At 61.8% G+C, this 23549-nt stretch carries 16 protein-coding genes; 1 reads left to right on the top strand and 15 read right to left on the bottom strand.

All coding sequences use genetic code 11. The annotated features are described in order from the left end of the window. Window positions 1-163: 163 nt before the first annotated feature. The 14 genes from IPV69_RS09435 to IPV69_RS09370 all read right to left on the bottom strand — a co-directional run bounded on the left by IPV69_RS09435 (window position 164) and on the right by IPV69_RS09370 (window position 19406). The gene (locus IPV69_RS09435; protein ID WP_206294854.1) at window positions 164-1468 is read right to left on the bottom strand and encodes a hypothetical protein; all 1305 of its coding nucleotides are present in this window, start codon (window positions 1466-1468) and stop codon (window positions 164-166) included. Window positions 1469-2426: 958 nt separating this feature from the next. Continuing rightward, complete coding sequence (locus tag IPV69_RS09430; protein ID WP_206294853.1) at window positions 2427-4118, bottom strand: MFS transporter; 1692 nt, start codon at window positions 4116-4118, stop codon at window positions 2427-2429. Window positions 4119-4376: 258 nt separating this feature from the next. Next, window positions 4377-4880, bottom strand: coding sequence for a cytochrome C oxidase subunit IV family protein (locus IPV69_RS09425; RefSeq protein ID WP_206294852.1), 504 nt, complete (start codon window positions 4878-4880; stop codon window positions 4377-4379). Window positions 4881-5086: 206 nt separating this feature from the next. Continuing rightward, the gene (locus IPV69_RS09420; protein WP_206294851.1) at window positions 5087-5857 is read right to left on the bottom strand and encodes a cytochrome c oxidase subunit 3 family protein; all 771 of its coding nucleotides are present in this window, start codon (window positions 5855-5857) and stop codon (window positions 5087-5089) included. Between the two features lie 142 nt (window positions 5858-5999). Beyond that, on the bottom strand, window positions 6000-7727 hold the full coding sequence (gene ctaD, locus IPV69_RS09415; protein WP_206294850.1) for a cytochrome c oxidase subunit I: 1728 nt from the start codon (window positions 7725-7727) through the stop codon (window positions 6000-6002). Between the two features lie 134 nt (window positions 7728-7861). Next, on the bottom strand, window positions 7862-8908 hold the full coding sequence (gene coxB / locus IPV69_RS09410; RefSeq protein WP_206294849.1) for a cytochrome c oxidase subunit II: 1047 nt from the start codon (window positions 8906-8908) through the stop codon (window positions 7862-7864). A gap of 209 nt (window positions 8909-9117) precedes the next feature. Next, window positions 9118-10104, bottom strand: a complete 987-nt coding sequence (locus IPV69_RS09405; protein WP_206294848.1) for an SCO family protein — start codon at window positions 10102-10104, stop codon at window positions 9118-9120. A gap of 71 nt (window positions 10105-10175) precedes the next feature. Beyond that, window positions 10176-10613, bottom strand: a complete 438-nt coding sequence (locus tag IPV69_RS09400) for a hypothetical protein (RefSeq protein WP_206294847.1) — start codon at window positions 10611-10613, stop codon at window positions 10176-10178. Continuing rightward, complete coding sequence (locus IPV69_RS09395) at window positions 10606-11859, bottom strand: hypothetical protein (RefSeq protein ID WP_206294846.1); 1254 nt, start codon at window positions 11857-11859, stop codon at window positions 10606-10608. The genes IPV69_RS09400 and IPV69_RS09395 overlap by 8 nt, the downstream gene beginning before the upstream one ends. 129 nt (window positions 11860-11988) lie before the next feature. Beyond that, on the bottom strand, window positions 11989-12693 hold the full coding sequence (locus IPV69_RS09390; RefSeq protein ID WP_206294845.1) for a c-type cytochrome: 705 nt from the start codon (window positions 12691-12693) through the stop codon (window positions 11989-11991). A gap of 71 nt (window positions 12694-12764) precedes the next feature. Further along, on the bottom strand, window positions 12765-13313 hold the full coding sequence (locus tag IPV69_RS09385; RefSeq protein ID WP_206294844.1) for a DUF3341 domain-containing protein: 549 nt from the start codon (window positions 13311-13313) through the stop codon (window positions 12765-12767). An 11-nt stretch (window positions 13314-13324) separates the two neighbouring features. Beyond that, window positions 13325-14833, bottom strand: a complete 1509-nt coding sequence (gene nrfD, locus IPV69_RS09380; protein ID WP_206294843.1) for an NrfD/PsrC family molybdoenzyme membrane anchor subunit — start codon at window positions 14831-14833, stop codon at window positions 13325-13327. Between the two features lie 123 nt (window positions 14834-14956). Then, the gene (locus tag IPV69_RS09375) at window positions 14957-18571 is read right to left on the bottom strand and encodes a TAT-variant-translocated molybdopterin oxidoreductase (protein ID WP_206294842.1); all 3615 of its coding nucleotides are present in this window, start codon (window positions 18569-18571) and stop codon (window positions 14957-14959) included. A gap of 157 nt (window positions 18572-18728) precedes the next feature. Next, window positions 18729-19406: a cytochrome c3 family protein gene (locus IPV69_RS09370; RefSeq protein WP_206294841.1), complete on the bottom strand. Its 678-nt coding sequence runs from the start codon at window positions 19404-19406 to the stop codon at window positions 18729-18731. A 789-nt stretch (window positions 19407-20195) separates the two neighbouring features. Between IPV69_RS09370 and IPV69_RS09365 the strand changes: the two genes are divergently transcribed. Then, window positions 20196-21704, top strand: coding sequence for a sensor domain-containing diguanylate cyclase (locus IPV69_RS09365; protein WP_206294840.1), 1509 nt, complete (start codon window positions 20196-20198; stop codon window positions 21702-21704). Between the two features lie 88 nt (window positions 21705-21792). Here the strand turns inward: IPV69_RS09365 and IPV69_RS09360 are convergent, their stop codons facing one another. After that, window positions 21793-23394 (bottom strand): peptide chain release factor 3, encoded by a 1602-nt coding sequence (locus IPV69_RS09360; protein WP_206294839.1) that lies wholly within the window; start codon window positions 23392-23394, stop codon window positions 21793-21795. Between the last annotated feature and the right edge of the window lie 155 nt (window positions 23395-23549).

Here is a 23549-nt window from a genome sequence, read left to right as displayed (position 1 = left end):
TTGACGCTGTCAGGTAAAGCCGGGGCGACCTCAGATTGACAATGTCGTATGGCGAAATGCGAATGACGAGTGAAATCCCAATGACAAAATCACGAAATCGCGATCGCCTTGGTCTTGTGGCTCATTGGTACTTCATTCGTCATTCGCTTTTCGCCATTCGTCATTACTCCAAGGGGTTCTTCGGCTTGGACGGCGGCGCTGGGGCGGCCGCGGCATCTTTCTGCAGGGTGTATTTGTTCCCCTCGCTGTCGAGGCTGAGGGTCGTGCCTTCCAGCGTGGCGACAAACTCGAACTTGGCACCGTCGGCTTCAAACGATCCGACCAGCTTCGCGCCTTCGACTTTGCCGACCGCCGGGAAGCTCTTGGGTCCCAGCTTGATGCTGCCGGTCATCTTATCGTCGTCGATCTTGAACTCGGCCGAGAGCTGACGACCCTTGAATGAGCCGGTGAACGGACTTTCTGCTGCCGCCAGCGGGTTCTTGGGCTTGGGGCCGGGAACCGGGGGAACTGGTGGCTTGGGGTCGAGCGGGTTGGGCTGCGGGTCGAGCGGGTTCGGTTGGGGGCCGGGGCCGGGAGGGGGGCCGACGGCGACCGGGCCACCACCGCCAAAGCCTTCTTTCGGCATCGCCATTCCGGTCATCTTGACCTGACCAGTGCCGTTGATGGTGACCGCGACCGGCTGGCCGTCGGCGCCGGGGGCCTGCTGAGCGCCGGTGATGCCGATCGCCACTACCACGTCGTTCTGCACGGGCAATCCTGATCCCAACTCCAACTGCGTGACGCCACCGATGCGGATCGTCATCTGCATGCCGTCCTGCGCCTTGGTGACCGATCCGGTGGCGGAGATGTCATAGGTCTTAATGCCACGGATGGCACCCACCGCCAGCAACTTGCACTTGATGTCGAGCTTGTCATTGGGCGCGAGCTGAAGCTGCTCTTTAAGCTTGGTGGCCCGTGGCACCCACTCGTCGCCGACGGCGACCGGCCCTGGCGGGTACATGCTGCCGTCGAACTCGACCATCTGCTTGAGTTCGGCCTCCACGGCCGGATCCAGGTTCCCCTTAAAGTCATGGGAGAACGTCCCGTCGGCACCCATCTTGAGAGTGACCGTTTGTCCCGCCAGCGGGAACGGCGGGCTTTGCTCCTGTCCGTTGGCCTTGATGCTGCTGCTGCACTCTTTGCCGAAGGCGACCGTGATCGCCGAGGGTCGGCCGTTGACGGCGTCGCGCACGGTGATCGTGCCGACGCGCTTCTGCGCCATGCCGTTGTCGACGTTGTTGACCTGGCCCTGGGCCGAGGTCTTGATGTTCATCGTCGAATCCAGCGCGTTATCGAAGGTCCAGCTTTGTCCCGGCTGGACGTTCAGGCCGATCGTGTACTTGTCCTGAGCGACGGCAGGACGGCCGGCGGCGCAGATCAGCAGGGCGATCGCAACCGTGATGCCCGCAGGGGTGAAGCGAATGGTCATAAGGAGATCCTTTCGGCAAGGTGCCGGCCGCACGCGTTCGGTGAATAGATCCCCGGCGCGGCCAGCCCTGTATCAGCGCGACACTCCAACGCTGCGGCACGCCGGTGTCAAGGAACTTTCGACGGCGGTCCGACGCACGCGATCACCCCGCCGGCGATCGCGGACCAAACGTGGCTGAATGTCTTCACCCGTTTGACGTGCTGGACCTCGGCGGGGCGACTGAGGTTCGAAAGCGTTCAGGACGAGTGTTCCGGGGATTTATCTTGCCCGGCGAGTATCTGTACGTATAATGTTTGGTGCTTGGATGTTGCCGCTCGGCCCGTTTTCCGGTCGATTTCTGGGTGATCGAAGGGGAATTAGGCTCTGTCTCAGAACGGAACTTCGTGTGCCATGCCCACGCTGCCGTCCGGTATTCGAGATCCAGGGCCGTCTCCCGCGTGGGCATGCGAGGTGTCGAAATCGCGTCGCTCGCTCATGCCCACGCGGGAGTACTCGCCACATTCGAGAGTGCCTGACGGGCGTGGGCATGGCACACAGACAGGGTTTCGAGACTGGGCCCGGCAGTTAGCAATTGGCGAAGTGAAACCCGTCGCGAGCGAAGCGTGCGGGAAGCGTGTTGCAGTGTCATGCCCCGTCCGCAGGGAATACAAAACTGGCATGACACCGCACGCCAAAACGAAAGCGGCGTCAAACAGGGGCCCGGCGCGCAGAAACATCGAATTTCCCAAATCAAACCCATTGGCAACCCTGTTGAACATCGATTCGATCGCCGGAACGGTACTTCCTGAGAGTTGGACGAATGGCTTTCCGAATCAACCATTCCGTTGTGATGCCGATGCCGCTGTTAAAGCAAAGCCCCTGGTGCCGGCAAAGGCACCAGGGGCTTGACTGTTGTGTGATGCGGCGGGGCGTTGCCGCGGTCAGATCGCGCAATGGCCGGCGACCCGCGAAAACAATCCTAGTACTCCGACGGGCCCTTGGCACCAGCGGCGATCGTTTCGTCGGCCGTCAACTGGACTGCCTTGTAGCCGCCCTTGCTCTTGAAGTAGGCGAGCAGGAGCAGGTAGCAGAGGAGCATGAACCCGGGGAAGACGGCCATGTTCAGCAATGCCTTCTGCGCGCTGGCATCGGCGGCGGCCTTGATCTGCGCCTGGTTCTCGGCCGACAGCGTGGCGGTTGCGGCGGTGAGCTTCTTGTCGTCGACCACCGAGTACGGAATGATCTGGATCGCGTGATCCTTGCCGAGCACGGAGTCGCTCAGCGTGCCGTTGTTGACCAGGCCTGGGACGGACAGGGCGGCCGGCGTGGCGGCAACCGCGTCGATCTTCTTGGCTTCCTTGAGCGTGCCGATGTAGGGGAAGCCGAGCACGCCGACTGCGAGCATGCCGATACCGCCGAGTGCGTTCAGGGTGAGTGCACCGCCGCGGGGGGTCTGGTCGGAGACGACGCCGAGCATCGTCGGCCAGAGGAAGGTCTTGCCGACGGCGTAGAGGGCCGCCGCGGCGAAAATGGCCACGACGCTGCCCGCCACACTGAGCGAGGCCAGGCCGACAATCCCGAGGACTGCGCTGAGAGCGAGCAGACCGAGCGGAGAGAGCGAGTGAATGATCGGGCCCGCGAAGAAGCGAAGCACCATCATGATTGCCGAAGTGAACACCAGCACCCAACCCGGATGGTACCCGTGCAGGGCGCCTTCCATGATGCCGGTGATCCAGCCGTCGGTGCCGATTTCAGTCGTCGCCAGCGGCATCATGATGATGATCATGACGAACATGAATCCGCGGCCGAGCGACTTCGTGTAGCCCGCGAAGCCGGCCACGATGGCAATGCCGATCGCAATGAAGATGCCCTTGGCCCAGATCGCAAGGTGGCCGTCGCTGCCCTGGAATGCAGAGACGCCTTTGAAGAACTCCATGAGCTGCAGAACGACCAGGAACCCGACGACGAGCGCGCCCATGATGCCGAACTCGGCAAGCATCTCGCGATAGGAGACGCCGGCGGCGACGCGCTCCTGGGCGGGGAACTTCCGCGGAAGAAGCATGAAAAGGAAGATGATCGCGGGGATACCGATGATGCCGAGATTGACGCTCCAGGGGATGCCGCCCTTGGTATCGATCGCAATGATGGTCAGGCCTGCCAGGACCAGGCCGCCCGGCCAGCCGGCGTGCAGGATGTTGAGCCACTTGGTCTTGTTGTGGCTGAACATCGTCGCCACGACAGGGTTGATGTATGCCTCGACCGTACCGTTGGAGAGGCCCAGGATCAGCGAGCCCCAGTACAGAAGCTGGTAGGCCGTCTGCTTGTCACCGCCGGCCGACACGTAGTAGGCGCTGACGCCCATCACGGACCAGATGGCGTAACCGAGGAACGAGATGATCATCGCGGTCTTGTAGCCAATGCGATCGATGATCAGCGAGAAGCCAATAATCGAGACGGCGAACGGCCAGATGCCGATGCCGGCAAGGCTGCCCACCTGTGCACCGTCGAGTCCGAACTCCTTGGCCCAGGTGTTGAGCAGGAACATTCGGCTGATGAAGGCGAACGCGGTGGTAATCAGCGCGATAAAACAGCCCCAGAAGAGCATCTTATCGGCGCGGGACGGCTCGGCCCCGGCATAGTTGAGGGGAACGGCCGGTTGAACAGCTGCCATGTGTTTCTCTCCAAAGATGGGTCGCCGGTAGCGCCGGCAGGAAATGCGATCCCGTAGCCGAGTGTTCGTCGCAGAGCGACGGATCGCCCGTCCGCCGCCCGGAACCGCGTGGGCCGAAAGCTAACCAGCGCCTGAAGTTGTGTCAACCTAAACCGGGATTTGCCGACGATCGCGACCGGTAAACGAAAAGGGGCCGGCGAAAGTCGCCGGCCCGGAGTCGTCAATTGAAGTAGTCGTCGATGAAGGATTGTCCTGCGATCAGTGCTCGGCGTGCCCGGCGGTCGGTTTGGTCGTCGGCTGCGTGGCCGGGCCGTGGTCGGCGGCGGCGTGGGTGCGATGGCTCGGTTCGCCCGGGGGCAGGTTGCGGTAGTAGCCGCTCTGTGCCTCGAAGGAATCGACCTTGCGGAGTGTCGTCAGCTTGTCGGCGCGGGGGAGGATGCCGCGGGTCATGTAGTCGCCGGACATCATGATCAGGAAGATCAGCAGCCAGGCGAACGACGCGAACGCGAAAACCTGCACCAGGCGGGTCTGTTCGTTCAGGTGCATGAAGAACCAGAGGATCAGGACGGCCTTGAGGGCCGCGATCCCGTACGCCACCGGCACGTTGAACACGCCGAGGTGGACGTAGGCCACCAGCACCGTGGCGACCAGCAGCACCATGAGTGCGAAGAAGACCACGATGTAGCCGGTAATGCCGTGGGCGTGTTCGGCATGATCGTCGTGGCCGTGGGCTGCGTTCGAGTGTGTGGTGTCGTGACTCATGGGTATCAGTTGAGCGTAAGGCCTAATCGGGCATCGGGGAGGAATGACGAATGACTAAATGCGAATGACGAATGAAGCTCCAATTCCCAAGCTCGAAGGACGATCGGGATGGTTTACGGTTCCGGCCCCTAGGCCTTTGTCATTGAACCTTCGACATTCATTCGCCATTCGATTTTCGTCATTCGTCATTTCGGCGCAAGCCGACTTCAGTGTCCGCCGCCGGTCCGGTTGTAAAGGTCGATCAGGTAGAGGGTCGGCACGAGGAAGACCCAGACGATATCGACAAAGTGCCAGTAGAGGCCGCCGTTCTCGAGCGAGGTATACCGCTTGGAGTTGTAGGCACCCTTCTTCGCTTTGTAGGCCAGCACGGCAAGGATGATCATCCCGACGATCATGTGGACGGCGTGGGTGCCGGTCATGACGAAGTAGAGAATCATGAACATCCGGGCCTGGAAGTTCAGGTCATGGACTTCGTCGCCCATCTTGACGTTGGCCAGGAAGGCGGGGTCCCACTTCATCCAGGGAACCAGGCCGATGTGGTAATCGTGGTTCCACTCGAACCCCTTGACGATGAAGAACGCCATCCCGAAGACCATCGTCGCGATCAGCCAGAAGACGATCCCCTTGCTGTTGTTCGTGCGGGCGCTGTGGACGGCGAACACCACGCACAAGCTGCTGAACAGCAGGATGAAGGTGTTGATGGTGCCGAGCTTCACGTCGAGCTCGTGGCTCGCGAGCATGAAGCCTTCGTGATACGCGTTGCGGTAGATGGCGTAGACGACGAACAGACCGGCGAACAGGAGCACTTCGGTCGCGAGGAAGGCCCACATGCCCAGCGCGGCCGACTCCTTCTGCTGGCCCGCGTCCTCGAAGTGCATCGCGGGGTACTGGTCTTTATCAAAGAAGGTGTGCACGTGGCTTTCGTGCTCTTCTTCATGGGCCGTGTGAGCAGCGGGGTTTGCGGTGATCTCAGTCACTAATGTCTCCTTCGGAGACGAAGCCAGGAGTCGGAAGTCGGAAGCTGGAGAAAATGCTTCTACTTCGGGCTACTTTAGCTTCGGTCCACGTCCTTCTGACTTCTAGCTTCCAGCTTCTGACTTCGGTCCGCCAAGGCGGACCCTACGACAGCTTGTCCTTCACCTGTTCTTTGAGCTTGTCATCGTCCTTCGTCGTGCTGTCGATCAGGCGATCTTCGGGCTGAAGGTCATGCGGATCGACCAGCGGGTAGTTGTAGCAGTCCTCGGTGACGATCGGCATCTTCTTGAAGTTCTCGACCGGGGGAGGGGAGCTGGTCTGCCACTCGAGCCCCTTGGCGCCCCAGGGGTTGTCGCCAGCCTTGGGACCTTTGACGAACGAGTAGGCCAGGTAGATGCCGGGGAGCAGGTATCCGCTGGCCAGGATCGAAGCACCGGCCGAACTGAGGATGTTCAGCACCTGGAACTCTGAGGCGTAGGCGTAGTAGCGGCGGGGCATGCCGAGGTAGCCGAGGATGAACTGGGGGAAGAAGGTCAGGTTGAACCCGAAGAAGATCAGGATCGCCGACATCTTGCCCCAGAACTCGTTGTACATGCGGCCGGTGATCTTGGGCCACCAGTAGTGCAGGCCGCCCATGAACGCCAGCACCACGCCGCCGACCATCACGTAGTGGAAGTGGGCGACGACGAAGTAGGTGTCGTGGAGGTGGATGTCCAGGCCGACAGCGGCCAGGAACAGCCCGGTCAGCCCGCCGAGCGTGAAAATGCCCAGGAAGCCCAGGGCAAAGAGCATCGGCGTTTCGAGCGAAACGCTGCCCTTGTACATGGTGAAGGTCCAGTTGAAGACCTTGATCGCGGTCGGGATGCCGACCAGGAAGCTCAGCACCGAGAAGACCAGGGCGGCGTAGACGCTCTGGCCGGTCGTGAACAGATGGTGGCCCCAGACGACGAACGACAGCAGGGCGATCGCGAGGGAGGCGAACGCGACGACCTTGTAGCCGAAGACTGGCTTGCGGCTGAAGGCGGCCATCAGTTCCGAGATCACACCGAACGCCGGCAGCACCATGATGTACACGGCCGGGTGCGAGTAGAACCAGAACATGTGCTGGAACAAGACCGGGTCACCACCGTTGGCCGGGTCGAAGATGCCAACCCCGAAGAGGCGTTCCACCGCGACGAGCACCATCGTGATGGAGATGACCGGCGTGCCGAGGACCATGATCAGGGCGGCGGCGTAGTTGGACCAGATGAACAGCGGCAGCCGGAACCAGGTCATGCCCGGGGCGCGCATCTTGTGGACCGTAACGATGAAGTTCAGGCCCGTCAGCACCGAGCTGAAACCGGTGATGAAGATGCCGACGACGGCCAGTGCGACCTGGCTGTTGGAGTAGACGGAAGAGTAGGGGGTGTAGAAGGTCCAGCCGGTATCCACGCCGCCGGCAAACATCGCCGCCAGGGTAAACGCAGCGCCGATGATGAACAGGTACCAGCTCGCGAGGTTGATGCGGGGGAAGGCCAGATCGCGTGCGCCGATCATCAGCGGCACGAGGAAGTTGCCAAGGGTGGCCGGCACGGATGGGATCAGGAAGAAGAACACCATCGTCACGCCGTGCATCGTGAAGAGCTTGTTGTAAGCCTCAGCCTTCACGAAATCGCCCTGTGGCGTGGTGAGCTCCAGCCGCATCATCGTCGCGAACGCGCCGCCGACGATGAACAGTGCGGTCATCGACAGCAGGTAGAGAATCGCGATTCGCTTGTGGTCGAGCGTCAGGAGCCAGCTTTTGACGGTGAAGCTGATATCCAGGTACGACGGCCCCTTGCGCCCCAGCGGCAGGGGCGAAGTCAGTTCGGGGTTGACGGGGATGGTGGTCATTCGACGGGTCCGTAGTCAGAAGTCAGTAGTCAGTAGTCAGAACCTAAACGTCACTCGGCAGCCAGCGTCCGGTAGTCGTGAGTCGTGAAGAACGGCTGGACTTCACTTCCCGACTACTGACCACTGACTACTGATTACTTGTAATCTCGCTTCTCCGAGTCGGAGTTACGGCTTTTCATTTCCGGCCGGGGCGGCAGGAGGTCCTGCATCCGGCCGCCTGGGGTCATTTCATTGCCCAGCTTGGCATCCTTGCCGACGGTCTTGATGTAGGCGATCAGTTGCGAAACGTTCTCTTCGGTGAGCAGACCCTGGAAGGTCGGCATCAACGCCGGGCTGTAGCCCTTCACGATCTTGGCCTTGCTATAAAGAATCGATTCACGGAGGTAGTTGTCGTCGGCGATGACCTTCTGTTCCTTGTCGGGCGTGCCCGACCAGACCACCCGCTCGGAACCGTACAGGCCGGCCATCGACGGGCCTTGCTGCGAGTGGCAGGTGGCACAACCGTACTGGCTGAAGAGCTTGGCCCCGGCGACCTGCATCGATTCTTCACCGGCCGGCGACATGGACAGCCAGCGTTCGTAATCGGCCTGGGGCAATACCTTGACCTTACCGATCATGCCCGAGTGCTGCAGGCCGCAGTATTCGGCACAGAACAGGTGGTATTCACCGGGTTCGGAGGGTTCAAACCACAGATAGCTGAAGCGGCCGGGGACCACGTCCTGCTTGCATCGGAAGGCCGGGATGAAGAACGAGTGGATCACGTCCTGGCTCTGCATCGTCAGCTTCACCGGGCGGCCGACGGGAACGGTCAACTCGTTGATCTCACGACGACCATTGGAGTGCTGAACGTGCCACATCCACTGCTTGCCAATGACGTGGATCTCAAGGGCGTTCTCAGGCGGCTTGCTCGACGCAACGACCAGCTTGGCGCCCCAGACGAACATGACGACCGAGATGAGCAGGGGGACGATCGTCCAGACCAGTTCGAGCTTGACGTTCTCGAACTTCTCGGGGGGTGGTGCCCCTTCCCGCCGACGGTACTTGACCGCGAAAAACACCACGAGCCCTGCGATCAGCAGCGTGAAGAACGCAGTCACCGCCAGCATGAAGATGTAGAACAAGTCCACATGCAGCGCCTGCTTGGAGGCTTGCGTCGGCCACAATGAAAAACTCTTGTCCATGGGCAAATCCAGCGTTTGCGATCCGGGCGTTTTGATTCTGAAATCACGGATTTCAGAGTCTGCATCCCGGATTTGAGATCTCAGATCCTTATCAGATCTCAGATTTCTAATGTCACTTCCACGTCTGACGCAGCCTCTTGCTCGGCGTCCGCACGGCTCATCGGCGGACATCCTGGGGCGGATCGATTCCTGCCCCGAAACAGTCTTCTCTACTTCTCGCTCGTCCCGTCACCGGATCGTTCCGGGGATGCCACTGCATCGGACGGTTCGTCGTTCGATGGCTCGACGGCTTGTGGCGGGACCGGCACGCGGCGGCGATCCTTCCGAAGGTTCATCACCACGAAGGTACCTAGGCCTAAAACCGTCAGAATCCCGCCGACTTTCACGATGTTAAGGACCGCCAGCGAATACTTCCCGGAGTGCGGGTCATACTGAAAACAGAAAAGCAGCACCTGGTCGGACAGCGAACCGATCTTTCCCTGGCCGGCTTCGACGAGTGACAGGCGAATATCGCGCGGCACGTAGTCAACGCCGTAGAAGTACTTTGACGTCTTGCCGTCTGGCGTAAGCACCATCAGGCCGCCGGCGTGGATGAACTGCTGATGCTTTTCATCCCAGGCATAACGGAAGCCGACGGTTTCGGTCAGCTTCTTGATATTGGCTTCGTCGCCGGTCAGGAAGTGCCAGCCGGCCTCGGTGCCCGGTCGGCGATAGAACTTCGTGTATTCCTGCTTCTTCTTGTACGCCAGGTCGGTGCCCTCGCGCGGGTCGAAGCTGACGACAACGATCTCAAAGTCCTTGCCGGGGTTGAGCTCTACCGGCATCAGGGCCTTGTTCATCTCGTTCAGCACCGTCGTGCACAGCCGCGGGCAGCCGTAGTAGACGAGCGTGAACAGGACGGGCTTGTTGGTCTGGAAGTACTTCGAGAGCGTGACGATCTCGCCGGCGTCATCGCGGAAGACCAGGTCGCCGGGAATCTGGGTATTGAGCTTCTGATCGATTCCCACGTCGGCAGTGCTGACGGGCTTGGCCGACGGCGGGGGGAGTATGGGGCTGCCGTCGCCGGCGGGCTTGAGCGACTGGGCCGAGGCTGCGCCCGCGAACAACCCCATGGCCAGTGCCGGAATGGCAAGCCGTGAGAACGCCCGACGGAACCGGGCGAGCGGGGGAAGAGTTGTTGGGTTACGGCTTGTCATCACTCTTTCTACGACGGAACTCTCTCCAACATGGATTAAACTTTTGCAACGAGCATCATGCACTCTGTTGGCTACTTGCCCCAGCCACGCAGTACCACTCGCGCCTCAGAAACGGCCCGGTCGGAGATTCCCGGTCGGCCGGTGCTGAGCTTCTGGGGATCGTCCTGCCACAGGCTCTTGCTCTTCAACTGGACGCTGTAAGTCTTGGTCAGCGATTCCATGTCATCGAAGTCGAGGGATTCGTGCCCCGGCGACGGCTGCAATTGGGGGCCGGTGAAGACTTCCTTCTGCCTCGAGGAAAGACGGGCGTAGTGCGCGTCCTCCATCACCTGCACCTTGTCCAGTGCCAGATAAACGCCGTAGGCGATGAAGTAGGTGATCGCCAGGCCCGCAAATGTCCAAAAGAGAAACTTCAGGAACGGCGAAGCGGTGATCGTGCTCGGGGCGTACCCGGTCTTGATCTCTTCTTCGGTCGGGGCGTCGGGATAATCTCGGATGTATTCAGCCATGGTGGACCTCCTGAGCGGGGGCCGGGAGTACGCGTCGATCCTTCAGGTTCCAAGCGAAGAAAGCGATCCAGAGTCCGCCGATGCCGACGGGCGTGAGGATGTTCTGGACCGTGTGCCAGCCGAACGCGCTCATGACGCGGTGGGCTTCATCCGTCTTGCCCGGCAGTCCGTCGGCGTATGACGGGTGGATCTGGTAGTAGAAGTCGATCTGGCGGACGAGCAGGATCAGAACTGCGATGATGATGAGCTTCTTCGGGTCCCGCTTCAGGTTCCGCATCAGCAGAAGCGAGAAGGGGAGGAAGAAGTGCAGCGCGATCATCGCACCGCCGATGTACTGCCAGTTGTTGACGCTACGTGCCTTATAAAACGCCGCTTCGAACGGCAGGTTGCCGGAGTACACGATCAGCATCTGGGACAGCGACAGATAGCCCCAGAGCATCGTGAACGCGAACAGCAGGTTGCCCAGATCGTGCCAGGTCTCGGCATTGATCAGGGGGCTGTGATCAGCGCGATTGGATTCCCACTGACGGGTGATCAGCATGATCACGATGATCATCAGAGCCACGGTCGAGAGTCCCTGGCCGGCCATGTAATGCAGGCCGTAGATCGTCGAGAACCACGCGGCCTGCACGCTCATCGCCCAGTCGATCGTCGCGAAGGTGATGACGACGAACAGGACCAGCATGCCCGGGCCGCTGACGAACCGGAAGAAGCTGCCGGTGTTGTCCGCCGGGTTCTTCACCGCCATCTCATCGCGAAGGCGGTACTTTCGGTTCAGGCCGACAGCCATCGCGCCCAGGATCAGGAAATAGACGACAAAGCGGACGATGAAGAATGCGGGGTTGGTCCACATGTTGTATTGGTGCTTCAGCTTGGTCGAGAGCACTTCGTACGGCTGTGCCCAGGGATAGATGTCCCGCATGAAGATCAGGATCGGAATCCCCAGGACGAACATGAGGATGAGATTCCGCGTGCCGGTTTCCAGCAGTGGGCGGATGACATCTCCCCACCGGCCGCCGGTGAGGTGATGGAGCATGGTCAGCGCGATGCAGCCGATGGTAATGCCGAACCAGAAGAGGTAGGCAGCCAGGTAGGCGTGCATGAAGTTGCCCCAGCCGCCGATGAACCCCAGGATGACTGCCAGGATCAGCGCGCCGCCGCCAATGGCGACTGCCGGTGTGGCAACCTTCAGGTGGGGGATTCGGTAGCTGATCAGCTCCGTGTTGATGGCGTGGGTGCCGTTCATGTCGGGTCGTTTCTGCGTTCGGGCGACTTTTCGCCGGTTCGACAGTCAGTCTTCTTACGATTCGTTCACTCGACGCCTCGCGTCCGCCGGGGCGGAACATCCGAAGCATCGCGTCCGCCAAGGCGGACCCTACTTTGCGGCCGGCCGGTCGTTCGGGGTCGGCTGGGGTTCTAGCTTGACGCCCTCGGCGGGCGTTGCCTGCAGCGTCTTGATGTACGCCGCGACCGCCCAGCGATCGGCCGGCTTCACGCGTTCGCCGTAGCTGTACATGGCGCCAAAGCCCTGCGTGATCGCGTTATAAAAGTGGCTCGGCGGGGCGGTCTGGATGAACTCGGTCCGCGCCCAGCGATGCGGATCTTCCTTCTGCATCTTGTCTTTGGCCGCTTCGCTGGGGATCACAAACGACGGCGGGCGGGTGAAGCCGCGCTGGACGATCATGCCGTCGCCGAGGCCCGTCTGCCCATGGCAGACGGAGCAGTAGACGTTGTAAACGACCTGGCCGCGTTCGAGCGTCGCCTTGAGGTCAGGCCCGTCGAGTTTCTTCTGCACGTCGGCGGGGAAGCCGTCGCCGGCGTGGATCACGTACTGCACACCGACGGACGAACGATCCACATACACTTCGCTGCGGGCGACCGTGCCGCTGACGATGGGGCGGGCGCCGAGACGGTCTTCGAAGAAATCGCTTTTGCGGTACACCTTGGCCTTGGGCTGGTTGTACATGTCAAACCCGGCGTACTGCCGGAGATTGCAGCCGCCAAGAATCGGCAGCGCCAAAGCCGGCAAGGCAGCCTTGACCAGCAGTGAGCGAAGGAAGTTGTGGTTCGGTCGTCGCATCAGAATCCTTATGACGGATCGCGTTTCAGCACTCGGCAATCGGCACGTTCAATACTGCCCGCTACGCGTTGCTACGTCGGCACTTCGTATACACCCTCGGCGTGGGTGGCGGCGAAGTCGGCCTTCAGCTTCTCGACGTCGAAATTCGCATCCGTCGATTCGACGCAGAGAAAGAAGGTGTTGCTGCTGGCCCGCAGAAAGGCCGGTACGTTGAACGTCGGGTGGTAAGGCTCCGGGAGGTTGTTCAGCCCGAGCATCCCGAACACCGCCGTCAACGACGCGAGCAGGATCGTGCACTCGAACATGATCGGGACGAACATCGGCCAGGAGAAGTAGGGGCGGCCGGCGACGTTGATCGGGTAGTGGATCGTCGAGCTGAACAACATCATGCCCAGCCCGCCACATGCGCCGGCGATACCACCGGCCAGCACGAGCATCGGCAGCTTGGTACGCCCGCGACCGATGGCGGTATCGAGACCGTGGACCGGAAACGGCGTGTAGCCGTCCATCTTCCGGTAGCCCAGCTCGTACATCTTCTTGGCGGCGTGGACGACGTCGTGTTCACAGGAGTACTCGCCCATCACGCCGAACAGGGCACTGGCTTTGGCTGAATGACTCATGGTTGCACTGCTCATTGGGGCACCCCCGGCTCACGATGCTGACCGGCAATGGCGCCGCCGGGGACAACGACCGGTTGCGGCTCACCGTCGACTGCCGGCTTGTACGGCTTCCAATCGGCACTTGCTGCCTTGTCGCCACGCTTGATGCTGACGTATTCGCGCATTTCCATGATCGAGATCATCGGAAGTGCCCGTACGAACAGGAAGAACAGCAGGAGGAAGAAACCGATCGTCCCGGCGAACATCGCGATATCGACGTGCGTCGGGGTGTACATGCCCCAGCTGCTGGGCAGGAAGTCGCGATGCAGGCTCATGACGATGATCATGAACCGTTCGAACCACATGCCGAAGTTCACGAACATCGAGATGACGAACAACGCAATGATGTTTTGCCGAACCGGCTTGAACCACAGCGGCTGGATCGCCGCGATGTTGCAGAGCATCAGCAGCCAGAACACGAAGGCGTACGGTCCGAAGAACCGGTTCTTCATCATGTACCACTCGAAGTGGTCCCCGGAGTACCAGGCGAGGAAGATTTCGGTCAGGTAGCCGTAGCCGACCACCAGGCCCGTGGTCAGCATGACCTTGGCCATCACGTCCAGATGTCGGCCGGTGATCAGGTCCTTCAGTCCGTAGACGTGACGCAGCGGAATGCCGAGCGTCAGCACCATCGCGAAGCCGGCGAACACGGCACCCGCGACGAAGTAGGGCGGGAAGATCGTGGCGTGCCAGCCGGGGGTGATGCCCACCGAGAAGTCGAACGACACGATCGTGTGCACCGAGACGACAAGCGGCGTGCTCAGACCTGCCAGAAGCAGGTAGGCAACCGTGTAGCGACTCCAGTGGACTGTCGAACCGCGCCAGCCCAGTGACAGGAAGCCGTAGATGAATCGTGCAGGCTTGTTAATCGCCTTGTCGCGGAGCGTGGCAAGGTCTGGGATCAGGCCGACGTACCAGAACAGCAGCGACACAGTGGCGTAAGTGCTGACGGCAAACACGTCCCACATCAGCGGGCTGCGCCACTGCGGCCAGAGGCCCATCGTGTTGGGATAGGGGAGCAGCCAGTAGGCCAGCCACGGACGGCCGACGTGCAATGCCGGGTACATGCCGGCACAGGCGACGGCGAACAGGGTCATCGCCTCAGCGAAACGGTTGATGCTCGTTCGCCACTGCTGCTTGACCAGGAGGAGGACGGCGGAAATCAGCGTGCCGGCGTGGCCGATGCCGATCCACCAGACGAAGTTGATGATGTCGAACGCCCAGCCGACCGGAACGTTGTTACCCCATACGCCCACGCCCTTGGCCAGCAGGACGCTGACGGCGTACATCAGGCTCATGGTGCCCAGCAGACCGACGGCGATCATCACCGGCCAGAGCTTGGGGACCTTGGTCGTCAGTACGACGTTGCTGATCTTGTCGCCCACCGACGCGTAGGTGTGGGGGGCGCCAAGATAGTCGTCCCAGACCTCGCCCTCATGGAGCCCGGTCTTCTTGGCAGGTTTTTCGGCTGCGACGCTCATCGGTACCTTTCGGACGGTCTTCGTAGGGTCCGCCTTGGCGGACGCGACACCTTCACGACCCGAATCTTTACGACTAGTTCCGCCTTTCGCGTCCGCCAAGGCGGACCCTACGGGCTGCATTCGTTAATGCTTGTGCTCGTCCTTCTTTTCACCCGCGGGCTCGGCATGGCCGTGATCGACGAAATCGGCGTACCTGTTTTCGATGCGGGCCAGGTAGGTCGTCCGCGGACGGGTGTTCAGTTCCGCCAGCAGGCCGTAGTGGAAGCCGACCGGCTCCCGCTTCAGTGCGGTCACTTCCGACTCGGAATCCCACATGTTGCCGAACGTGATCGCCTGCGTCGGGCATGACTGCTGGCAGGCGGTCTGGATCTGGCGGAGGACCGCATCGAACTTGCTGCGGGCCTCGGGCTGGCTCGCGCCCTTCTCGATCGCCGCGACTTCCACCTTCTTGGCTTCGATCCGGCCCCGGCTGATGCGCTGTGTGCAGTAGGTGCACTTTTCCATCACGCCACGGCTTCGGACGGTGACTTCCGGGTTCCGGAGCAGTTTCAGGACCGGGGTCGCGTCGTCGTTGTACTTCAGGAAGTTGAACCGGCGAACCTTGTACGGGCAGTTGTTCGAGCAGTATCGCGTACCGACACAGCGGTTGTAGGCCATGTCGTTCAGGCCTTCCTTGCTGTGGATCGTCGCGCCGACCGGGCAGACCAGTTCGCAGGGCGCCTTCTCGCAGTGCATGCAGGGCAGCGGCTGGAAGTAGGTGCCGTCTGGATCGACAATGTTGACTTCGTTTTCGTCGCCGTGCTCGTCGCCCGGCAGCTTGCCGCCGATGTGGTACGTGTCGATTCGCAGCCAGTGCATCTCGCGCTCGACCAGGACCATGTCCTTGCCGACCACGGGGATGTTGTTTTCCGACTGACAGGCGACCACGCACGCATTGCAGCCGATGCAGGCCGTCTGATCGATGACCATGCCCCAGGCGGGGTACATCGGATCGTGGCCGGCCGGCCGGTCGGCCGTCGCGTTGTGGTCGGGCTGTTCAGGGAACAGGCTCTGCGGCGAGTTGCTCGGATCGTCCGGGATGATCGGCAGACCGATGCGGTTGCCGAGCTTGATGTTCGCCAGCGGATCCTTGAGCTTGAACTCGTGCTTGTGGCCCTCTTCCTTATGACCTTCTTCGACGGTGCCTTCACGCTTGTTGAGCTCGTCTTCGAAGTGGTGGGCGACATCGCCGATGCTGTTGCCGACGAGAATCAGTTCGCGCTTGTGATTCAGCTCGTGATTGATGACCTGGTGGTTTTGCGTGGGGGCGAGCGTGTACTTGCCGCCGTTGGGCTTGGGATCAGCGCCCGGGGCGAGCCAGCGGGTGTCGCTGGTCCGCAACACGTAGGCGTTGAACCCGACCTTTCCGTCCACCGGCGAGCCGACGCGACCGGCGTGGCTGCGACCGTAGCCCAGGTGCAGCGTACCGCACTCATCGGGATGGCCGGGCATGACCCACACAGGAACGTCCTTCAGCGTCTGGCCGTTGACCGTGAGATCGACCGTCTTACCCACGGCTTCGGAGAACTTTTCCTTGAAGACGTTGCCCGTATCGGTCGTCGTCAGGCCAAGGGCCTTGGCGGCACCGGGGCTGATGATCAGTGCGTTGTCCCAGGTCAGCTTCGTCAGGGGCTTGGGCAGTTCCTGAAGCCAGGCGTTGTTGTTGAAGGCGCCGTCCCAGACATGCGGGTCGGGGCGGAACATGAGGGTCATTCCCGCCGATGGTGCTGCGAGCTTTGACGCCTTGGCGACATCACCCTTGAAGGTGACGGCCTTGGGGCCGTAGGCGGTCCCGCCCATGTAGCCGTCATGCAGTGCCTTGGTCCAGGCGGCTTCGAACTTGTCTCCCTGATCGATCGCCTTCCGCCACACGCTGCGGACGATGTCGTACGCGCTGAGCGAGCCGGCGGCGGGGGAGTTGGGCTTGGTCGCGGCGCCGTTGGCCGGGGTGGCTTGTTCCAGAACCGCGGCCAGGACCTCGACTGCGGATCGGCAGGCGGGGTAAATCGGAGCGATCAGAGGCTGGACGACCGAAGCCGTACCGTCATGGGCCCGGACGTCGCCCCAGGCTTCTAGGAAGTGTGTTTCCGGCAGGTGCCATTCAACCAGCCGGGCGGTTTCGTCTTCGTAAAGGCCCAGGTGGGCGACGAAGGCTTTACCGGTGATCTTGCCGGTCTTTTCGTCGGCCGGGTAAAGGCCCTTGATGACGCCGGCGAAATCGAGTTCGGCCGGGGCGTTGTACGCCGGGTTGCCGCCGAGGATGAACAGAAGGTCCACTTCGCCGGCTTTAAGGGCCGTCGTCAGTTCCTTGATCGAGTCGGCGGTTGTCGGGCTGGCTTCGACGACGGGGATGAGCTTGACGGGCTTGCCGTCGTCTGCCGCCGACGCGATGTTGCCCAGTGCCGCGTTGATCGCATGGGCGAGCACATGAACTTCGACCGGGGCGTATTCACCGGCGACGATGATGCTCTTGCCCTTGTTGGCAAGGAGTTCTTCGACAAGCTCGTCGAACCAGCTGTGAAAGTGTTCGCCGTGCTTTTTCTCGGTTTTCTTCTTCCAGGCGGAGGCGGCGAAGATCTTGCTCTCGGGCTTGCCGGCGGCGATCGCCTCGTGCAACGCCGCGGCAAACTCGTGGACATATTGCGGCTTGACCCGCAACTTGTGGTCGGCAACCGCGCCCACCTGGGTGGGGACGCTTTCGATCGCGAACAACCTATTGCCCGGCTGAAGCCGTGGCTCGGCGAGCTTCGCTTTTTCCGCCGCGGCGGCCGTCGCCCGGACCCGGCGAACGGACATGTAGTCTCGTGCGTAAACCAGGCTCCCCGGGTCTTCGGTAAAGAAGTTGGAATCCAGCGTGACGACGACTTTGGCCTTGGTGAAGTCGTAAATCGGTTCGACGTCTTCACCGAACGCCTGCTTCGCACCCGCCAGCGTGTTGTACCGGCCGACCGCGTCGTACGTGTGCCACTTCAGATCCGGGAAGCCCTGCTGAAGTGCCGCGACCTGGGCGGCAATCGTCGGGGAGGTGATGCTCTCGGTCAGCAGGCGGATACGGGCGGGCTTGGAGCGGCGGGTCGCCTTGGCACCATTCCAGTCCTGGAAGGTGATCGCATCAGACAACGCGAGGTTGAAGGTGCCCCACGACGAGACATTTCCGAACTTGGTGATGACCTGCGACCGGTCTGGGTCGTACATGGTCAGGATGGTGGCCTGACCCCAGACGTCTGCGGCACCCTTGCTGGAGGGATGGTCGGGGTTGCCTTCGATCTTGGTCGGCCGGCCTTCATGCTGTTCGACGAGCACGCCCTTGCCGAATCCGCCGAACGGCATTGCCGAGGCGAAAAACAGGGGTTTACCGGGGACCAGGTGTTCGGGCTGCTGAACGTAGGGGACGATCTTCTCTTCGGGCTTGGGGGCGCAGGCGCTGGTCAATCCGGCAAGGGCGAGGGAAGCGCCCATCAACTTCATGAAGTTACGCCGACTGACGTTGTCGTCCCATTCGCCGGCCGCGGCCGGGAACTCCCGGTTGATCATCTCCCGGAATTCGCCGGTGTCGGACAGCTCGTCGAGGCTACGCCAGAAACGCTTGCCTTCCGGAGCGCGCAGCTGAAGCTCGACCTTGCTCTTCACGCCTTGGAAGTCCTTCAGGTCGATGAACTTGGGGCTCTTGATGGTGTCGCTGTTGCCGCGGTCGCTCATTTTTGCAGTCCACTAATTCGGATTCTCAGCCACGAAGAAGCACGAAGCACCACGATGGGGATGGCAGGCGTAAAGCGTTGTCTTAAAGCCTGTTATGATCTGCGGCCTGTTGGTCGCTTCGGAATCCCTCGTGGCTCAATTGCCTGCTTCACTGCGGTTACCGATGACACGTCGAGCAGTTGGTCAACTGGTCCTTACGAATCCGGTACTCTTCGACCAGTTTTGCTCCCAGTTCGGCCTGCGTCTTTTCAGGCCGGCCGGAGTCGCGTTCGACCCGGTAATCCATGTTGTAAATCTGTTCCCGGGGACGAACGAACTTCTCGGGTGCCCGATGGCACTCCAGACACCAGCTCATGGTGAGCGGGCTGTGCTGCCACATGAGCGGCATCCGGTCGACCTGACCGTGACAGGTCGAGCAACCCACACCCTTGGCAACGTGAATGCTGTGGTTGAAGTAAGCGAAGTCGGCCAGGTCGTGAACCCGGTTCCATTCGATGGGCGTGTTGGTTGCCCAGCTCTGTCGCACCGGCCGCAGGACCTCGGTGTTGGTCCAAACCTGCGAGTGGCAGGTCATGCAGGTTTTGGTCGCGGGGATACCCGCGAAATGGGAGTCTTCGACGGAGGTGTGACAGTAACGACAGTCAATCCCCAGCCCCTTGACATGGTGTTCATGGCTGAAGGGGACCGGTTGTTCGCGGATCACACTCTGGCTGGTGACGTACCCGGAGTTTTCGACCGTCCAACCGATGCCGCCAAGAAGGGCGACCAACAACGCGCCGCCTACAATGCTCGCCTTGGCGAGTGTGTTGGCACTTGGGTGAAAGAGCTGAGCCATCCCTGAGTCTCCGGCGACGAGGCCGGCCTTTCGTTCCGACCGCCGCGACTCGGACCCGTTGAACTCGCCGGGGCCGGCGTCTCGTCGATCGAGGGTGTAGGGACCGCGTGCCGGATCATGTCCAATAAGAACATCGATCCTGCACGGAACCGGAACCTCTTAAGGAACCGGCGGGCAGGCCCCGGGTCGTCCCCGGGCACCACATCCCGTGTATTTGTGCCCGCCTACTATGGCGGGCGGTTTCCAGACGCATCGCCAGCGGCGGGGCGTCCGAAGAAACGGTTTCAAGAAGCGTCCCGTTCAAGGACCGCGCCGTATGTGGTCGACAGGTCCCGTCTGACTTCGTGAAAAAAGGCACGAAGTCGCGGACCGTTTTGTACTGCGCGCGAACCGCGCGGTCAAGACAACCCACACAGTCGCACTCGTCTGCACATCCGATTCACACGTTTCAGGAGTCACACGCGCGGCGGAGGTTAACCGCAACCGCCTGCCGTTCCAACTTCTGGCGTCGCTCTTCACAGGTTTTGTTCCCAATGAAGCGGCCCACAATGCAAGACGAGGGGAAATTCTAAAATCAGGGCGACAAAGAGTCGGGTTCCGCAAGTCGATAAGACCTTCAGCATGTACGTTGCGGGTTGTCTCACCGCCCCCGGCTAATCGCTTTGGTGTCAGAGAGCCGATCGGCGGCAGTCTGAGCAATCCGGGATGTCATGAGTCGGCGGTCAAGGCAGTCCGGGCCCCTGTTGGTGCCATGATGCGGTTGATCGAAGGCTGAAGGATAGCTTCTCAATGGACAGCTCGCTCGTTGATCGCATTCAGCAGTGCCCCAACCTTCCGTCGATGCCTGCCATCGCGATGGAAGTCCTTACGCTCGCACAAAGCCCCGACGCCGACATCCCCAAGATCGCCAAGACGATCTCCCAGGACCCCGCGCTGTCCGGCAAGATTCTTCGCACCGTCAATTCCAGCTTCTACGGCCGCTCGCAGGCCGTCGGGACGATCAGCCAGGGGCTGGTGATTCTCGGGCTGCAGTCGGTCAAAACGCTGGTGCTTGGCTTCTCGCTGGTGACAAACCTCTCCAAGTCGCAGGGCAAGGGCTTCAAGCACCTGAGCTACTGGAAGCACAGCATCTATGCCGCCACCGCCGCCCGCAGCATTGCCAAGAAGCTGAATGTCCTGCAGCAAGAGGAAGCGTTTCTGGCGGCGCTACTGATGGACATCGGGATGCTCGTCCTCGATACGGTCATCAGCGACGAGTACGGAGCAGTCTGCGCCCAGGCCAAGACGCACGAGGAGCTGGTCATCGCCGAAACCGCGGCGCTGGGCCTCACCCATGCAGACGCCGGTGGCGTGATGGCCGCGATGTGGAAGCTCCCGCCGTTGCTCGCCACGCCGATCGCCAAGCACCACGACGCTGCGTCGGTCGAAGACCCGCAGTTGCGCAAGCTCACCGAGCTGGTGCACCTGGCGGCGCGGTGCGCCGACGTGTTCGTCGACGAAGAGGCCGCCGAACCGATCTCCGCCGTCCGATCGCTCTGTCGCGAGCAGCACGGCCTGACCGACGCCGACGCCGACGCGCTGCTGGCCGACATCGGTCAGCGGACCAAGGAAGTCGCGACGCTGTTCGAGATCAACATCGGCTCGACCGCGGCATACGAAGCGATCCTGAAGCGCGCCAACGAGGCGCTGGTGGAGATGACCCTCCAGAGCCAGGCGCAGGCGTCGGCGTTGCAGGAAAAGGCGAGCACGCTCGTCCAGCAGAACGAGGCCCTGCGATACAAGGCCGAGACGGACGCCCTCACCGGGCTGGCGAATCGCGCCCGGTTCGACCAATTCATCGCCGAGCAGATGCACGTCGCCAAGAGCTCGGGCAAGCCGCTGTCGCTGCTGATGATGGACGTGGACAAGTTCAAGAGCGTCAACGACAAGCACGGCCACCCGACGGGCGACAAGGTGCTCAAGTCGATCGGCAAGCTGCTTGGCACCGCCGCCCGCGCCCAGGACCTGGCGGCGCGGTATGGGGGCGAGGAGATGGTGCTGGTGCTCCCCGGCACCGCCAAGGCGACGGCCGCCGCGATCGCCGAGAGCATCCGCCGGGCGATCTGTGCCAAGCCGATTCCGATCGATACGGGGGTGCTGGCAGTGTCGGCGAGCATCGGCGTGGCGACGTTCGAGGCAGGGTCGCCGCTGACGTCTCCCGCTCACCTCATGAAAGCCGCCGACCTGGCCGTCTACGCCGCCAAGCACGCGGGGCGGAATTGCGTCCGCGTGTTTACGATGAACACCAAAGCGGCGTGATCGCCGTGGCACGGCCGTCCCAACCCTATTTATGATTGTGTGTTTCGGCGGCCCACCGCGAACACGCGCGAGACGCCCGTGCCGCAGATTACTTCGCCAGCGCCGCATCCACCGGCACATCCGACAGGATCACGTCCTTGTTCTGCCGAAGGAAGTAGCCCATCGCCCATTCACTGGGGAAAAGCAGCACCGGCTGTTTGCGGGTGTCTAGCGCCAGCGCCGCGCCTGTTGGCAACGTCGCTTCGATCTGCTCGATCGACATCGACGGATCGACCCACCGCATGATCGACCAGGACGCCCCTTCCAGCCGTGACTCGGCGCCGTACTCCGATTGCAGGCGGTACTGCACGACTTCGAACTGAAGCGGCCCGACGGCCGCCAGCAGGGGCTCGCGGCGGACGGAACCCTTGACCTCCAGCATCTGAATCACGCCTTCCTGCATGAGCTGATCAAGGCCGTCGCGGAACCGCTTGTACTGCGAGCTGCTGGACGAGTGGATGTACGCGAAGACTTCGGGCGGGAAGCGGGGGATTTCGTTGTAGACGATCGAAGGGTCTTCCGTCAGCGTGTCGCCGATGCCGAACTCGGCGTGCCCGACGATGCCGATGACGTCGCCGGCGTAGGCCTCGTCGACCGTCTCGCGCTCGCGGCCGAAGAGTTTGTGCGAACTGTTCAATCGCACCCGCTTGCCCGTCTGCACATGGGTCACGCCCATTTCACGGCTGAACTTGCCCGAGCAGACGCGAATGAACGCGATCCGGTCGCGATGGCGCGGGTCCATATTCGCCTGGATCTTGAAGACGAACCCGGAAAAGGCGGGGTCGGCCGGGTCGACGGAGCGGCTGCCGGCGTTGCGCGGGCGGGGGGGCGTACTGTGCGACAGGAAGCCGTCCAGCAAGAGCTGAACGCCGAAGTTGTTCACCGCGCTGCCGAAGTAGACCGGCGTGAGATTGCCCGACATCACCGCGGCGTTGTCGTACTCTGCGCCGGCGATCTCCAGCATCTCCAGTTCGTCCATCGAGGTGGCATACGCCGACGGACTGAGAGCTTCTTCAACCTCCGCGTCTGTCAGTTCGTGCATCGTCAGCCCGGCCCGGCCGGTGCCGCCGGCTGATCGCTCGAACAGGTGCACCTTCTTCGCCTGGCGGTCGTATACGCCTTTGAAATCCTGCCCTGTTCCCAGCGGCCAGTTGACGGGATAGGCCTTGATACCCAGGACCGATTCCAGCTCATCGAGCAGGCCGAGCAGGTCTTTGGTCGGCCGGTCGATCTTGTTCATGAAGGTGAAGATCGGCACGCCGCGCCGACGGCAGATTTCGAACAGCTTGCGCGTCTGGCTCTCGATGCCCTTGCCGGCGTCGATGACCATGACGACAGCATCGACGGCCGTCAGCACGCGGTAGGTGTCTTCGGAAAAGTCCTTGTGGCCGGGCGTATCGAGCAGGTTGACCTTGAAGCCGTCGTAGTCGAACTGCAGAACGGTCGAGCTGACGGAGATGCCGCGCTTGCGTTCGAGTTCCATCCAGTCGGACGTCGCAGCGCGTTGGTTCTTGCGGGCCGTCACGGACCCAGCCAACTGAAGCGCGCCGCCATACAGCAGGAACTTCTCGGTCAGCGTCGTCTTTCCCGCGTCCGGGTGGGAGATGATGGCGAACGTACGGCGTACGGCGATTTCGTCGGTGAGGCTCATGAGGTCTGAAAGAGTTTAGCGGATTCACAGCCGAGATTCCCGCGCGGTGCGATTAGTAGGGTCCGCCTTGGCCGACGAGCCAAGCTGGCGGCGATCAAGGTTTGCCAGGGTGGGAACCCGCGCGTCCGCCAAGGCGGACCCTACACAAAGGGCCG

This window comes from Humisphaera borealis (assembly GCF_015169395.1).
Classification (GTDB): Bacteria; Planctomycetota; Phycisphaerae; order Tepidisphaerales; family Tepidisphaeraceae; genus Humisphaera; species Humisphaera borealis.
Note: the sequence above shows the minus strand (reverse complement) of the source record. Positions and strands in the feature narration are given on the sequence as shown.